The following is a 15,065-nucleotide window of genomic DNA, read 5'->3' as shown; positions in this document are numbered from 1 at the left end:
AGCCGCGGCGGGACGCCTCATGAAAATCATCAGCAGCATCGAAGAGCTCAATACGATCTATGGCGCCGGGCTTTCGCCGGCCTCGGTCACCAAGGTGACGAAGCAATTGACCCCGCTCTATCGTGAGATGATCGAGATCTCACCGTTTGCGGCGCTTGCGACCGTCGGGCCGGAAGGGCTCGATTGTTCACCGCGCGGCGATCTTGGCGGCGTGGTGCGTGTCATCGACAACGAGACGCTGCATCTGCCGGACTGGCGCGGCAACAACCGCGTCGATTCGCTCTCCAACATCGTCCGTGATCCGCGGCTGGCGCTGATGTTCCTGATCCCCGGCTCGAACACGACGATGCGTATCAACGGCCGAGGCGTCGTCTCCAACGATGAGGCGCTGCTTTCGAGCTTCGAGATGGACGGCAAACATCCGCGCACCGTCGTCGTCATTTCGATCGACGAGGTCTATTTCCAATGCGCACGTGCCGTGATGCGGGCCGAGCTCTGGAATGGAGAACACTTTGCCGATCCGGCGAAGCTGCCGACGCCCGGGCAGATGCTGAAGGCCGCGACCGGCGATTTCGACCAGGAAACCTACGACCGGGAATGGCCGGGGCGCGCGGCGAAGACGATGTGGTAGGGCATCGTCACCTTGGCCCAGACTGCCGACAAAGTCGGCCAACTTTTATTTCGTCATGCTCGGGCTTGTCCCGAGCATTTGCAGCCGGTGCAGCAGATCCTCGGCACAAGGCCGAGGATGACGCCGAGTAAGGAACGAGGTTTGTCAACAAATCAAACCGTCACCTGCCGGTGACAGCGCGCGGCGTTGGATCACCTCACGTCTTATAAATCAACCAGCTCTTGGTGAAATCCTTCTGCATGCCGTCCTGATAGAGGATGGTGCAGTTGCGGCCGGCATTCTTGGCGCCGTAGAGCGCGATGTCGGTCTTGCTATAGAGTTCGCCGGCATCCTCGGCATTGGAGGCCATGCAGATGCCGATCGAGACGGTGACCGGACCGTAATTTACCCGCGTGCGAGAATTTTTGAAGGGCGTCGTCTCAAGCGTGCGGCGGATGCGCTCGGCGATCGCGGTAACTTCCTCGGGCGTGTTGCCGTCGATGATGAGGGCGAACTCCTCGCCGCCAGTGCGGGCGACGAAGATGTCGCGACGAACGTTGCTGCGGATGACAGAGGCGACGGTGGCGAGCACCTTGTCGCCGACCGGATGGCCGTAGGTGTCGTTGATCTTCTTGAAATTGTCGATGTCGCAGAGCAGCAGTGCCGTCACCGGCCGCATGCTAGAATTGTCGAAGATGGCGGCGAGACGGTCGTCGAAGGCGCGGCGGTTGGAAAGGCGCGTCAGCGAGTCGGTGTTGGCGATGCGCTTGTATTCGTCGAGTTCCTTGCGGACCTGATCCATCTCCTGCGAGCGCTGGACGACGTCCTCGACGGTGCGTTCGCCATGCGCCATGGTGTCTCCGGTCGCCTGGCTCAGCAGATCGATGGCGTTTTCGATCAGTTCGACGCTGGCATTGCTCTTGGAGGTGATGCGCTTGTGGGTCTCGCCGAGCAGCCTGGTATAGCTTTCGAGCGAGCTCTGCTCCTGCCTGAGAATGCGTAGCAGGCCGTCGAGTTCGCCGGCAATGCGCGTATGGGCGTCGTCGAAGACACGGGCCGGGCTGTGAGTGAAGTGCTGCGCGCCGAGCGCATCGAGTTCGGCCTGGGTCACCTGGCCGCCGAGGGCCGCGAGCTCGCGGGTCAGCGCAGGATTGGAGCCGATATAGGCCTCGTAGAAGAGTTCGTAATTGCGCGGTATCGGCGCAACGCCCATGGAGCGCATGGCATAGGTGATCTGACCCGCAACGTCGGGAACCGGCACCTTGGGCGCGACAGCCGTATTCATCCGGCGAACTCCTCATATATTCAAAGGCAATATTCTGTTTGTTAGCTTAAATTTCTTGGGAAAAGATTAAAGCGATATATACCAAAGATTACATACGACAAATGCTCCATGGGCCAATACTTCGATCAGGCCTATGATTCTCCACGGAAAAACGTATCTTTAGCAGGACAGTGCATACTCGCTGAGCGGGTACAGTGTCCGGAAAACTAACAGTTCTTCTCTGGCGGAGACCGTATTCATCTTGTCGACAGCTGGTTTTGGCCGTTTCGTATTGCAGTCCCGGTATTTCGGCATGATATTTCTTGACGGCAAACCCGATCGTAGCCTGCAAGCCAGGGCGTGAGATCGTGGAAACCTGCCGTCATATTTTCTTTCGCTATCCTCGCCTTCACCGTGCTGGCCGCCGGCACCTTGCTGCTGGAGCACACCGGCTTCTTCGCCGGCGCGTTCCGCACGGAGATCCTGGCAAGGGTCGATGCCGGGGATGTGGTGAGCGTAGGCGAGGCGGTGACGGCGCGGAATGTCAACGCGTCGGATAAGGCGTCGGCACGGTAGCGCAGGCGGCAACGCAGCCTGCCCATTACCCCAAATTCAGCTCCTGGAAGAAATCATTGCCCTTGTCGTCAATGACGATGAAGGCCGGGAAGTCTTCGACTTCGATCTTCCAGACCGCTTCCATGCCGAGTTCGGGATATTCGAAGACCTCGACCTTGCGAATGCAGTCCTGGGCAAGACGGGCGGCGGGGCCGCCGATCGAGCCGAGATAGAATCCGCCGTGTTTCTTGCAGGCTTCGCGTACGGCGCGCGAACGATTGCCCTTGGCGAGCATCACCATCGAGCCGCCGAAGGACTGGAACTGGTCGACGTAACTGTCCATGCGGCCTGCCGTGGTCGGGCCGAAGGAGCCGGAAGCGTAGCCGACCGGCGTCTTGGCGGGGCCGGCATAATAGACCGGGTGGTTTTTCAGGTAATCGGGCATGCCTTCGCCTTTTTCGAGCCGTTCGCGGATTTTGGCATGGGCGAGGTCACGGGCGACGATGATGGTGCCGGTCAAGGACAGGCGTGTCTTGACGGGATGTCGGGAGAGTTCGGCCAGCACCTCGGGCATCGGCCGGTTGAGGTCCATACGCACCGTCGATTCCGACAGTTTCGCCTCGTCGATCTCGGGCATGTATTTCGACGGATCGGTTTCGAGTTGTTCGAGGAAGATGCCATCGCGGGTGATGCGGCCCTTGGCCTGACGGTCGGCGGAACAGGAGACGCCGAGGCCGATCGGCAGCGAGGCGCCGTGGCGGGGCAGGCGGATGACGCGCACGTCATGGCAGAAATACTTGCCGCCGAACTGAGCGCCGACGCCCATCTGCTGGGTCAGCTTGTGGATTTCCTTCTCCATTTCGACGTCGCGGAAGGCGTGGCCGCTCTCGGAACCTTCGGTCGGCAGCTCGTCGAGATAACGCGTCGAGGCAAGCTTGACGGTTTTCAGGTTCATTTCGGCCGAAGTGCCACCGATGACGATCGCCAAATGATAGGGAGGACAGGCTGCCGTCCCTAACGTCAGGATCTTCTCCTTAAGGAAGTCGATCATCCGGTCATGGGTCAAGAGCGAGGGCGTGCCCTGGTAGAGAAAGGTCTTGTTGGCCGAGCCGCCGCCCTTGGCGACGAAGAGGAATTCATAGGCGTCTGTGCCTTCCTCGTAGATGTCGATCTGGGCCGGCAGATTGTTCCTGGTGTTCTTCTCCTCGAACATTTTGACCGGCGCGAGCTGCGAGTAACGCAAGTTCTTCTTCTCGTAGGCGTCCATGACGCCGCGGGCCAGCGCTGCACTATCCTCGCCCTCGGTCCAGACCCTGCGGCCTTTCTTGCCCATGATGATCGCCGTGCCGGTATCCTGGCACATGGGCAGCACGCCTCCGGCGGCGATATTAGCATTCTTCAAGAGGTCGTAGGCAACGAAACGGTCATTATCGGTCGCCTCAGGGTCATCGAGGATCGAGGCGAGCTGTTTCAGGTGGCCGGGGCGCAGCAGATGGTTGATGTCGGCAAAGGCGGTTTCGGCCAGCAGGCGGATGCCTTCCGGCTCGACGGTCAGGATCTCCTGGCCCTTGAACGTGTCGACCGAGACGTGGTCGCCGCTGAGCTTGCGGTAGGGGGTGGTATCCTTGCCGAGAGGGAAGAGATCGTCAGCCATCGAAGTGACCTTTCTGGTAGGGCGTCGCTAGATTGGAACCGGTCTAAATCCGCCGCGGGGCAAATGCAATCAGGATACGGCCGGAGTTCGGTGGGATCGGCGCGTGCCTCGATAAAGGACGACTTCAGGTTGCCTTCCGGTCGAGGCCAGTTCATATTCCCGGCAGCGTTAACTTGCCGGGGCTTCCAATGACAAATGCAAAGCCAACTGCTGTCGACGACCTTCTCGTTTTTTTCGAAGACAATTGGATCCGTGGGGATCTGCTGCGCCTCGCCAGTGATCCCGAGGGAGCGGACATGTATGCTCGCTTCGTTAATGGCGTGCGTATCGACGCCAAACATGGGCCTGACCATGAAACGATCATCAAGGGCGAGTACGGAACCTTCAGAGTGAAGCCGGACGGCCACTTCGAATATGAGCTGGACTACACGCTCGACGTCGTGAAGAATTTAGGGAAATACGATCAGCTCATCGAGACGCTGAGCTACAAGATGTCCGATGGCTCAGGGGGCACGGACCTCGGCGTGCTGACCCTTGCGATCGACGGCGTCGACGTAGGCGAAAAATACCACGAAGTCCTGGATTTCGACGATATGGGCGTCACCTCGAGGGCGGATAATTTCTCTCTACCTGACTACCGCAACTTTGCACTTTCGGTGAACGGCAGCCACGACCTGACGCTTCTGAACGGGTATGTCTATGATACCATCCCGGGCGTCGACGCCATCACCGAGGACGGTTTCAGCGATACGGTCCTATTTCCAGGTTCCGCGCCCGTAAGCTTGAAAATGCTCGATGGCGGGGAGTTCACCTTTCAGAGCGTTTCGATTGCCGAATTGTCGGCAGCGCCCTTTCACCTGACGCTCACCGCCCTGAACGATGGCCAGATCGTCTATCAGCAGGAGCTTGAAGTCACCGGCCCCACTCTCGAGGTCAATCTCGAAGACATTGAAGAAATCCGTTTCGATTTCATGGGCAATTCCGTCGTGATGGACAATTTTTCGCTGTTTGCCTTGCTATAGGCTGGAGGGAGTCGAGGCGTTGCGGCATATCCCCTTCTCCCCCCGAGCGGGGGTCCGAAGGACGGGTCGAGACCTGTGGCTCGACCCCGGTTGGTGGCGGCAGCCGGATGAGGGGCTGTGGCCTATGCGACCTTCTTACTTCGGCCCGATCATCGTTTCCGGGCGCACGATCTCGTCGTACTCTTCCGATGTCACCAGGCCGCTGGCGAGGGCCTCTTCCTTCAGCGTCGTGCCGTTCTTGTGCGCCGTCTTGGCGATCTTGGCCGCCGCGTCGTAGCCGATCTTCGGGGCAAGTGCAGTGACCAGCATCAGCGAGCGTTCGAGGCCCGCCTTGATATTGTCTTCGCGCGCCTCGATGCCGACGACGCAATTGTCGGTGAAGGAGACGGCGGCGTCGGCGAGCAGCTGCACCGACTGCAGGAAGTTATAGGCCATCATCGGATTATAGACGTTGAGTTCGAAATGGCCCTGGCTGTCGGCGAAGGTCAGAGCCGCGTTGTTGCCGAAGATATGGATACAGACCTGCGTCAGCGCCTCGCACTGGGTCGGATTGACCTTGCCGGGCATGATCGAGGAGCCGGGCTCGTTTTCCGGCAGCGCCAGCTCGCCGAGGCCGGCGCGCGGGCCGGAACCGAGCAGGCGGATGTCGTTGGCGATCTTGAAGAGGGCGGCGGCTGCCGCGTTGATGGCACCGTGGGAAAAGACCATGCTGTCATGCGAGGCGAGCGCCTCGAACTTGTTGGGCGCAGTGACGAAAGGCATGCCTGTGATGGCGGCGATCTCTTCGGCGACCTTTTCGGCAAAGCCCACCGGCGCGTTGAGGCCGGTGCCGACGGCAGTACCGCCCTGGGCGAGCTCGCAAAGGCCGGGCAGGGTCATTTCGATGCGCTTGATGGCGGAGCCGACCTGTGCGGCATAACCCGAAAATTCCTGGCCGAGTGTCAGCGGCGTCGCATCCTGGGTGTGGGTGCGGCCGATCTTGATGATGTGGCTGAATTCGGTGACCTTCATATCAAGGGCGGCATGCAGGTGCTTGAGGGCCGGGAGCAGGTGATGGGCGATTTGCTCGGCGCAGGCGATGTGCATGGCCGTCGGATAGGTGTCGTTCGACGACTGGCTCATGTTGACGTGATCGTTCGGATGCACCGGCTTCTTGGAACCCATGACGCCGCCGAGCATTTCTATCGCACGATTGGAGATCACCTCGTTGGCATTCATATTGGACTGCGTGCCTGAACCGGTCTGCCAGACGACCAGCGGAAAGTGGTCGTTCAGCTTGCCGTCGATCACCTCCTGGGCGGCCTCGACGATCGCTTTGCCGAGGGCAGGATCGAGCTGGTCGAGCGACATGTTGGCGCGGGCGGCGGCCTGCTTGACGATGCCGAGCGCGCGCACGATCGACAGCGGCTGCTTTTCCCAGCCGATCTTGAAATTGCCGAGCGAACGCTCGGCCTGGGCGCCCCAATATCGGTCGGCGGCGACCTCGATCGGGCCAAAAGTATCGGTTTCGGTGCGGGTTGCGGTCATCAGCCTTGCCTTCCCTTTACATGCTGTTTTCGGACATTTTCGAAGATGAGGTCTTATAGGTTGGAAAGCTTGATAAGAAAACCGGACGCCGTGCGAAATATTGAAAGCGGAACTCATGTTTGCCCTGGCCTGGCGGCGTGCTTTTTAGGCCACGTTGGATATTTTATGCGCCGAGGCGTTTTCGCCGCACTGGTCTGCCGGCAAAAATTCGGTAAAAAATTAACTAATAATTTCATAATTTTGTGTGAACTGCTGCACGGCGCCGTGCAGGATCCCCGTCACACAGAATTGAGTCCGCCGGCGCTGGCGGCGCAAGCCGGTTTCTGATCAATGAGGCCCTACGCTGCTTGAGTTTCGCGGGATTTGAGCTGAGAACAGCATGACACCGGGACTGGAATATATATATGACCTTCGTTTTTAAAAGCGCGGCATCCGCGTTGGCAATTTCCTGCGGCGTGGCAGTGATGAGCGCCGCTCCCGCGCATGCTTACACACTGATGGATATGCTGCGCGGCGATAGGCAGCGGACCCAGAGCACTATCTTCATGGACCAGATGCCGCCCGGCCGCGTAGGCCAGCGGGGCGGCGTTGGCGGATCGCTTGGCGGGCTCGACCCGGAAGCGCCGCTGCCGAAGGTGAGCGGTCCGCGTTATTACACCTATAAAACTGAGACGCTGCAGTTCGTCGACACCGGCAGGTTCGCCGATCCCGTCGTCACCGGCGCGGTCGCCGATGTTTCGGGCAGCGGTGATGCCAGCGCCGAGCCGGCCGTGCAGCGCCGTTTCCTGGCGCAGGCCAAGGTGCGCGCCAATGCCGACGTCGCAAAGGCGCTTGAAGCCTATTACGGCGACAGCCGCAATCCGCTTGTCTGGGTCGAAGGCAACCAGATCAACGACCGCGCCAAGTCGGCGATGCTGGTACTTGCCGATGCGTCCTTCGTTGGCCTCGACCCGGCGGATTACGCCGTCCAGACGCCTGATATCGACCCGGCCAATCCCGATCCCGCCTTTCGCGATCGGGCGCTGACACAGTTCGAGCTCGATCTCTCCGCCAAGGTGCTCGCCTTCGTGCAGGACACGGTGCGCGGCCGCATCGATCCGAACAAGATCTCCGGCTATCACGACTTCCAGCGCAAGGTGGTCAATCTGGCCCCGGTGCTGAAGCTTGCCCGCCTGAGCCCCGATGTCGGCGCCTACATCGCCAGCCGCTCGCCTGATAGTCCGCAGTTCCAGGCGCTGAAGGCGGAGCTTGCCAAGCTTCGCGCCGCCGACGGCGGCAATGAGGAGCGAATCGTCGTTTCGCTCGACAGGTTGCTGAGGCCTGGCGACAGCTCGCCGGAGATCGCCAATATCGTCAAGGCGATCGGCAAGCACGGTTCCGAAACGCTGAGGGCCGATCATGCGGCAACGCTTGCTGCTTACGCCGGCAGCATCGACTATTCGCCCGACATCGTTTCGCTGGTCGAGGATTTCCAGAAAGAGCGTGGGCTGAAGCCCGATGGCGTCATCGGCCAGGCGACGGTGCGCGCCATGACCGGCGGCGATACCAATGCCTCGAAGATCGACAAGCTCGTCGTCGCCATGGAGCAGGCGCGCTGGCTGCCGGAGGATCTCGGTTCCCGTTACGTCATGATCAACCAGCCGGCTTACATGGTCTACTACCACAATGACGGCAAGGAACAGCTGTCGATGCGCGTGGTGGTCGGCGGCAAGAACAACCAGACCTATTTCTTCGACGACGAAATCGAGACGGTCGAGTTCAACCCTTTCTGGGGCGTGCCGCAGTCGATCATCATCAACGAGATGCTGCCGAAGCTGCGCTCGGATCCGAACTATCTCGACCAGCTCGGTTATGAGGTCGAGGTGAACGGCCACGCCGTCGCCTCGTCGAGTGTCGACTGGTACGGCTCGACCAATAATGTTTCGGTGCGCCAGCCGCCGAGCAGCGACAATGCGCTCGGCGAACTGAAGATCCTCTTCCCGAACAGCCACGCGATCTACATGCACGACACGCCGTCGAAGAGCTTTTTCAAGCGCGACATGCGGGCGCTGAGCCACGGTTGCGTGCGCCTTGCCGATCCGCGCGCGATGGCGGCCGCCGTGCTCGGCACGACGACCGACGACATCGCCAAGCAGATCGCCAGTGGGCAGAACCATGCGGTCCGCGTGCCCCAGAAGATCCCGGTCTACGTCTCCTACTTCACCGCCTGGCCGAACAAGGACGGCGTGGTGGAATATTTCGACGACGTCTACGGCCGCGATGCCTATGTCGAAAAGGCCTTTGACGCGACGAGCAAGGCGCGTGGGGCGCAGATCTGATATCGGATTTGATTAGTGGTGCTGGCGGGCGGTCTCCGGGCCGCCCGTTTTGTTTTTGGCGGCGTTTGCGCGCCATAGAAGTGCAGTGTGGCCCGAAGCTTCGGATGAATGGGCTTTATCCGCGTTGGCAAAAAACTTGGCGAGAACCGCGACTACCATCTCCCTCATTCCTGTGCTCGTCACAGGAATCCAGTGCGCCCAAGTCATTGGGCGCGAAGGACTCTTCCCTTGAGGTATTGATTCATTCACGGCGCTGACGCGCCGTGGCTGGATTCCTGTGACGAGCACAGGAATGAGGGAGGAGAGGTGAGCGGCCGCCTCAGACCGCAACCTTCGTCGCAAACTCCCGCAACAGTCTCTCCACCAGTTCCGGCGTCAGCTCATCGTAATGCATAATGATCTTATCCGGATCGAGGCTTAAGACCGGCACATCCGAATAACCGAAAGGCACGGCGATCGACGGTACGCCGGCGTTTCTCGCCACGGCGATGTCGTTGACGCTGTCGCCGATCATCACGGTGCGGGCGATGTCGCCGCCGGCACGTTCGATGGTGCCGGTGAGGTGGCGGGCGTCGGGCTTGCGGTATTCGAAGCTGTCGCCGCCGGTGATGGCGTCGAAATATCGGGTAAGCTCGAGCTTGCCGAGCAGGCCGAGCGCCAGGCTCTCCATCTTGTTGGTGCAGACGGCGAGGCGGTAACCCTGAGATTTCAGCCGGTCCATCGCGGCAACCAGGCCCGGATAGGGTTCGGTCCGGCCGGGCATGTTGCCGGCATAATGGGCGACGAAACGCTCGACCAGCGGCGGCAAGGCGTCGCTTTCAAGCGGATGGCCGCGCAGCCGGCAGGCGCGCTCGATCATGACGCGCGCGCCCTGGCCGACGAGATGAGTGAGGTCGTCGTAGCTGACCGGTTCGAGGTCAAGGGCCGCGATCGTATGGTTCAGGCTCTCGACCAGATCTACGTGGGTATCAAGAAGGGTGCCGTCGAGATCGAAGACGACGAGCGCCGGGCGAGCGGGAACAGGGGTCAAGGGCATGTCTCTTTGAGCGATGGTCGTCTTGAGGAGCGATGGATCGTCCTGAGGTAGGCGATCATGCGGCGGAAAGCAACGTCCGGCGATGGTCGGGAAGGCTGCAGGCCTCTGTTTCGGCTTTTCATTTTCCGTGATGATTTTGACTTTCGTTTGCCAGGCGAGCCGTGTAAACAGCACATCCAACGCAATAATCGGAGCTGGCGGCGCATGGATGCCCGCGAAATGAAGATCAAGGCCGCCGAGGCCGCACTCGCTCATGTCGAAAGCGGGATGCGTCTCGGGATCGGCACCGGCAGCACGGCGGAAGAATTCGTTCGCCTGCTGGCGGAGAAGGTCGCGGGCGGCTTCAGGGTCGAAGGGGTTCCGACGTCCGAACGAACCGCGCGGCTCTGCGTCGAACTCGGCGTGCCGCTGAAGTCGCTCGACGAACTGCCGGCACTCGACCTAACGATCGATGGCGCCGACGAGGTCGATCAGGCGCTCAGGCTGATCAAGGGCGGTGGCGGCGCGCTGTTGCGCGAAAAGATCGTCGCGGCCGCCTCCGAGCGAATGATCGTCATTGCCGACGAGAGCAAGCTGGTGGAAACGCTCGGCGCCTTCGCGCTGCCGATCGAGGTCAATCCCTTCGGGCTCGTCTCGACGCGGATCGCCATCGAAAAGGTCGCGGCTCGGCTCGGTCTTGCCGGTGAACTCGATCTGCGCCAGGCGGGTGACGGAGAGTTTACCACGGATGGCGGCCATCACATCATCGATGCATCTTTTGGCCGCATTCCTGATGCAGAGGCGCTTTCGAGCGAGCTGAATTCCATACCCGGCGTCGTTGAACACGGGCTCTTTATCAATATGGCGGCACTTGCGATCATTGCCGGTCCTGCGGGTGCGCGCACGCTGCAGGCAAACAGATAACAGGAGCATATACTCATGATGAACATTGCAGGTCTTGGCCGTCTCGCCGCTGCGACCGTCGTTCTTTCCGGGCTTGCCTTCGGCTCCGTCGTCAAGGCGCAGGAAGTCTCCGAGGAGCAGCTGAAGGCGTCTCGCGCGGCGATCGACGCCATCGGCGCCACGGCCCAGTTCGACAACATCCTGCCCGGTCTCGCCGAGCGTCTGAAGGCCGGCTTGATCCAGGATTCGCCGAACTACCAGGACATCATTTCGTCGACGGTCGATGCGCAGGCGCTGGCGCTGGCGCCGCGCCGCGGCGATCTGGAGAAGGAGGCGGCACTGACCTATGCCAAGACCTTCACCGTCGACGAGCTGAAGGCGATCGCCGACTTCTATAATTCCGACGTCGGCAAGAAGCTGCTGCGCGATGGCCCGGTCGCCTCGCGCGAGACGGCGAAGGCTGCCGACATCTGGGCGCAGGGCATTTCCCGCGACCTGGAAAAGCAGAGCAACGCCGAACTTTCCAAGGTGATCAAGGCACCGCCGCCGGCAACCGACAGCCCGACCGCTCCGGCTCCGGCACCGGCTGCCCAGCAGTAAGGTCTGGCCCCTCAAATTTGCAAAAGCCCGGCATCGTCCGGGCTTTTTTGTTATGATGCGGTAAATGCTGCCGGCGAGGCTTCAGGTGACTGCAGACATGTCCGATCACGGTAGGGCCGTCCGAGTGCGGATATCCGGCAAGGTCCAGGGTGTCGGTTTTCGCTATTGGACCCGCGATGAGGCGGTGCGGCTCGGCTTGACGGGTTGGGTTCGCAATGAAGAGGACGGGGCTGTCGTCGCTGTGATCGCAGGACCCGACGCCGCCGTCACGACAATGATCGAGCGTTTCAGGCGCGGGCCTTCGGGGGCGTCTGTTTCGAGCGTCGAGACGGAAGCAACCCAGCTTGAGAAGAACCCGACGGATTTCCGGATTACCCGCTGACAGCGCCGATCGCTAAGAATATGCAATTGGCAACGCATGTGCGCCGCAACTCAGCCCCTACGGGTTCGGGTTCTTTGAGAGTTGCCATTCACCCGTCTCATCCGGCTCTACGCGCTTGTTGCCACGATAGAAGATCGGCAGCCTCGTCTTCTTGTCGATCGAGAAGCGGCTCGGCGTGTATTTTTCATTCTCATGGCCTTGAATGGCGAGGCCGAGCGCTTCCTTGAATTTGCCGGCCCTGCACAGGTTGGTGAAGAGAGTTTGATCCATCTTTTGCTCCGCCGTTCTTTTCCATCCCATGGATTGCCTGCCAGCCTCGGCCGACCGGGTCAACCGCAAACGGTGACTGGTCAACCGAAGACGGTGACTGGGGTCAGCCCTTTACAATGAAGATTCGGCGATGGGAACCGGATGACGCAGGAGCGGGCTTTTGTTTTCATGACGATCGCCCCTATATCAGGAACATCCTTCCTGCGATTCCCTTCCGGAGCTCCTCATGTCTTCCTACGACTACGACCTCTTCGTCATCGGCGGCGGTTCTGGAGGCGTGCGCGGCGCCCGTGTCGCCGCATCGCTCGGCAAGAAAGTGGCGATCGCCGAGGAGTATCGCTACGGCGGCACCTGCGTCATCCGCGGCTGCGTGCCGAAGAAACTCTTCGTTTATGCGTCGCAGTTCCACGAGCATTTCGAGGATGCGGCGGGCTTCGGCTGGACGGTTGGCGAAAGCAGCTTCGACTGGAAAAAGCTGGTGGCGGCCAAGGATGTTGAAATCGCCCGTCTGGAAGGCCTCTACAAGAAAGGTCTCGCCGGCGCCAATGCCGAGATCCTGGAAACGCGCGCGGAACTCGTCGATGCCCATACGGTCCGGCTGCTGAAGACCGGACAGACGGTGACGGCAAAGACGATCGTAATCGCCACCGGCGGACGGCCGAATCCGCATGCAGCGCTTCCCGGTCACGAGCTCTGCATCTCCTCCAACGAGGCCTTTCATCTCGAAGAGCTGCCGAAATCGATCGTGATCGCGGGCGGCGGCTATATCGCCGTCGAGTTCGCCAATATCTTCCATGGTCTCGGCATCGAGACGACGCTGATCTATCGCGGCGCCGAGATCCTGTCGCGTTTCGACGAGGATCTGAGGCGTGGGCTGCATGAGGCGATGGCCGCCAAGGGCATACGCATCCTTTGCCACGACACGCTGCAGAAGGTTTCGAAGGGTGAGGAGGGGCTCATTCTGGAGACGCTGAACAACGGCACGCTGCAAGCCGGCGTCGTCATGCTGGCTCTCGGGCGCGATCCGAACACGCAAGGCCTCGGCCTCGAGGCGGCCGGCGTCGCCGTCGACGAACGCGGCGCCGTTATCGTTGACGAATATTCCCGCACCAATGTCGAAAACATCTATGCGCTCGGCGATGTCACCAACCGGGTACAGCTGACGCCGGTGGCGATCCACGAGGCGATGTGCTTCATCGAGACCGAGTACAAGAATAATCCGACCCGGCCGGACTACGAGCTGATCCCGACTGCCGTCTTCTCGCAGCCTGAGATCGGCACCGTCGGCCTCTCGGAAGAGGAGGCGGGCAAGCGTTATTCCGAACTCGAAGTCTACCGCGCCCAGTTCCGGCCGCTGAAGGCCACGCTTTCCGGGCGGGCCGAGCGGATGATCATGAAGCTGATCGTCGATGCGGCGAGCCGCAAGGTGGTCGGCGCCCACATCCTCGGCCACGATGCCGGCGAGATGGCGCAACTACTCGGCATCACGCTGAAGGCCGGCTGCACCAAGGATGATTTCGACCGGACGATGGCGCTGCACCCGACGGCGGCCGAAGAGCTCGTCACGATGTATGCGCCGAGCTATCGGATCCGCGACGGCAAGCGGATTTGACCTCTGCCTCTGAGCCCACTTAGCTGGTGATGCGGGGCGCGCGGATGACCTTGAGGAAGAGTTCCTTCATCGCTTCGGTGATGCCTTGGGTCATCGATACCTCAAAATAAAGGCCGGGCGAGGCGCATTCCTGCATCTTCGCGGGAATCTCGTTCTGGAAGGGCCTGATCCAGTCTTTGTACCAGTTGTTCTTCGGCAGCGGCAGATAGGTGGTGTAGAGCACCGCAACTCTGATTCCCTTGTTCTTCAGCGGCTGGCAGAAAGATGTGTCGATCGGCTCCTGGCAGCGTTTGCCGGTGAGTTTCTTCGTGCAGCCCTTCGGCTTTTCGCTGTCACCGACGCCGTCAGAGACGAAGAACAAGATCTTTTGAGGTGTCGCGGAGGTGCTGCCATCGCCGGGGGTGGTGATGATGGTTTTCATCTGATCCAGCGCGCTATCGAAGCTCGTCTGCTGGTCATTGTTGTAGCCCTGCCTCGGGATGGTCATCAGATCGACCGCATCGGTATAGGTGCGCACCTGATCAAGTTTGTCCGTTGGGTCGGATATGGTCGTCAACTTTGCGTCTTCGGCCTTGGTGCCGAACGTATAGACTCCCATGCGGAACTGGTTGTCGGAGACGCGCGTGAGCTCGGCGGTCTCTGTCAACTCCTTGGTCGCCTGGCGCACAACGTCGATGCGCATGCTGACGCCCAGCTTCTTGGCGAGTTTGTAGTAATTGTTTTTGTTCTCGGTTTCATGGCAGGCAAAGGCGCAGGTGTCGCTGGTGTTCTTTTCCATGGTCGCGACGTCGTCGGCGGTTGCGCCGACACCCATCGAAGGGGTGTTGTCGAGCAGAATGTAGAAATCCATGAAGGTGGCGGTCTGGTATTCGGCCGTGGCCGTGCCGGAGATCGTGACGGTGTCCCGGCCGAGGATGCGCATGAAGGTGGTGGGCATGGTGGCGCTGAAGGAGACCAGCGAATTCACCTTGTTGGCGGTCTTGGTGACGTCGATGCCAAGATCGACATGAACGTCGGTCAGCTCGCCGGACATCTGCGACGTAAAAATGTTGCGAGCGTCGTCCTTGCCGAGCGAGATCGTGCCGTCGCCACTCATTTTCATCGCGGCGGCGACAGCGCCGGATTTTTCAGAGATCGCACCGACGGCGGCGGCATCGGCAGCGGCGTAAAGCTGTGTCCTCAGGCTGAGCGCGTGGGCAAAATCCACCGCCATGCCGGCCGCACCGAAGAGCGGCACCACCAGCAGTGCCGTCATGATGCCGAAATTGCCCGAGCGGTCCGATATGAAACCGGGCGGAAGGATTGCCATGCCATGTCCCCGAAATTGAAACTC

General features: G+C 60.7%; 14 protein-coding genes and 1 pseudogene. 9 read left to right on the top strand and 6 right to left on the bottom strand.

Features of this window, described 5'->3' with window-relative positions; genetic code table 11:
• Positions 1-19: 19 nt before the first annotated feature.
• Positions 20-631 (top strand): pyridoxamine 5'-phosphate oxidase family protein, encoded by a 612-nt coding sequence (locus G9X68_RS12965; RefSeq protein WP_171602688.1) that lies wholly within the window; start codon positions 20-22, stop codon positions 629-631.
• Positions 632-827: 196 nt separating this feature from the next.
• Here G9X68_RS12965 and G9X68_RS12960 read toward each other — a convergent pair whose 3' ends face one another.
• Positions 828-1,895, bottom strand: a complete 1,068-nt coding sequence (locus tag G9X68_RS12960; RefSeq protein WP_171602687.1) for a GGDEF domain-containing protein — start codon at positions 1,893-1,895, stop codon at positions 828-830.
• A gap of 347 nt (positions 1,896-2,242) precedes the next feature.
• On the opposite strand from G9X68_RS12960, the pseudogene G9X68_RS12955 reads away from it, so the two are divergent.
• Positions 2,243-2,450, top strand: a pseudogene (locus tag G9X68_RS12955) (hypothetical protein).
• A 25-nt stretch (positions 2,451-2,475) separates the two neighbouring features.
• Here the strand turns inward: G9X68_RS12955 and G9X68_RS12950 are convergent.
• Complete coding sequence (locus tag G9X68_RS12950; RefSeq protein ID WP_171602686.1) at positions 2,476-4,083, bottom strand: fumarate hydratase; 1,608 nt, start codon at positions 4,081-4,083, stop codon at positions 2,476-2,478.
• A 188-nt stretch (positions 4,084-4,271) separates the two neighbouring features.
• Here G9X68_RS12950 and G9X68_RS12945 point away from each other — a divergent pair, with 188 nt between their 5' ends.
• Positions 4,272-5,105 carry an Ig-like domain-containing protein gene (locus G9X68_RS12945; protein ID WP_138329244.1) on the top strand — a complete coding sequence of 278 codons (834 nt, stop codon included), beginning with the start codon at positions 4,272-4,274 and terminating at the stop codon, positions 5,103-5,105.
• A 135-nt stretch (positions 5,106-5,240) separates the two neighbouring features.
• Here the strand turns inward: G9X68_RS12945 and fumC are convergent, their stop codons facing one another.
• The gene (fumC, locus tag G9X68_RS12940; protein WP_171602685.1) at positions 5,241-6,632 is read right to left on the bottom strand and encodes a class II fumarate hydratase; all 1,392 of its coding nucleotides are present in this window, start codon (positions 6,630-6,632) and stop codon (positions 5,241-5,243) included.
• Positions 6,633-6,722: 90 nt separating this feature from the next.
• Between fumC and G9X68_RS12935 the strand changes: the two genes are divergently transcribed.
• The gene (locus G9X68_RS12935) at positions 6,723-6,959 is read left to right on the top strand and encodes a hypothetical protein (RefSeq protein ID WP_171602188.1); all 237 of its coding nucleotides are present in this window, start codon (positions 6,723-6,725) and stop codon (positions 6,957-6,959) included.
• Positions 6,960-7,036: 77 nt separating this feature from the next.
• Positions 7,037-8,950 (top strand): L,D-transpeptidase family protein, encoded by a 1,914-nt coding sequence (locus G9X68_RS12930; RefSeq protein ID WP_171602684.1) that lies wholly within the window; start codon positions 7,037-7,039, stop codon positions 8,948-8,950.
• 319 nt (positions 8,951-9,269) lie between these two features.
• On the opposite strand, the gene G9X68_RS12925 is transcribed toward G9X68_RS12930, so the two are convergent.
• Positions 9,270-9,986, bottom strand: a complete 717-nt coding sequence (locus G9X68_RS12925; protein WP_171602683.1) for an HAD family hydrolase — start codon at positions 9,984-9,986, stop codon at positions 9,270-9,272.
• Positions 9,987-10,190: 204 nt separating this feature from the next.
• Between G9X68_RS12925 and rpiA the strand changes: the two genes are divergently transcribed.
• From rpiA to G9X68_RS12910, 3 genes are all read left to right on the top strand, one after another.
• The gene (gene rpiA / locus G9X68_RS12920) at positions 10,191-10,889 is read left to right on the top strand and encodes a ribose-5-phosphate isomerase RpiA (protein ID WP_171602682.1); all 699 of its coding nucleotides are present in this window, start codon (positions 10,191-10,193) and stop codon (positions 10,887-10,889) included.
• A 15-nt stretch (positions 10,890-10,904) separates the two neighbouring features.
• Positions 10,905-11,468 (top strand): DUF2059 domain-containing protein, encoded by a 564-nt coding sequence (locus G9X68_RS12915; RefSeq protein ID WP_171602681.1) that lies wholly within the window; start codon positions 10,905-10,907, stop codon positions 11,466-11,468.
• A gap of 97 nt (positions 11,469-11,565) precedes the next feature.
• Positions 11,566-11,850, top strand: coding sequence for an acylphosphatase (locus tag G9X68_RS12910; protein WP_171602680.1), 285 nt, complete (start codon positions 11,566-11,568; stop codon positions 11,848-11,850).
• A 57-nt stretch (positions 11,851-11,907) separates the two neighbouring features.
• Here G9X68_RS12910 and G9X68_RS12905 read toward each other — a convergent pair whose 3' ends face one another.
• A complete protein-coding gene (locus G9X68_RS12905) occupies positions 11,908-12,120 on the bottom strand; it encodes a hypothetical protein (RefSeq protein WP_171602679.1) in 213 nt (70 codons plus the stop codon).
• A gap of 226 nt (positions 12,121-12,346) precedes the next feature.
• Here G9X68_RS12905 and gor point away from each other — a divergent pair, with 226 nt between their 5' ends.
• The gene (gor, locus tag G9X68_RS12900; protein WP_171602678.1) at positions 12,347-13,732 is read left to right on the top strand and encodes a glutathione-disulfide reductase; all 1,386 of its coding nucleotides are present in this window, start codon (positions 12,347-12,349) and stop codon (positions 13,730-13,732) included.
• A 19-nt stretch (positions 13,733-13,751) separates the two neighbouring features.
• Here gor and G9X68_RS12895 read toward each other — a convergent pair whose 3' ends face one another.
• Positions 13,752-15,041: a vWA domain-containing protein gene (locus G9X68_RS12895; protein ID WP_171602677.1), complete on the bottom strand. Its 1,290-nt coding sequence runs from the start codon at positions 15,039-15,041 to the stop codon at positions 13,752-13,754.
• Between the last annotated feature and the right edge of the window lie 24 nt (positions 15,042-15,065).

The sequence above is a fragment of the Rhizobium changzhiense genome (genome assembly GCF_013087625.1).
GTDB lineage: Bacteria > Pseudomonadota > Alphaproteobacteria > Rhizobiales > Rhizobiaceae > Rhizobium > Rhizobium sophorae.
Note: the sequence above shows the minus strand (reverse complement) of the source record. Positions and strands in the feature narration are given on the sequence as shown.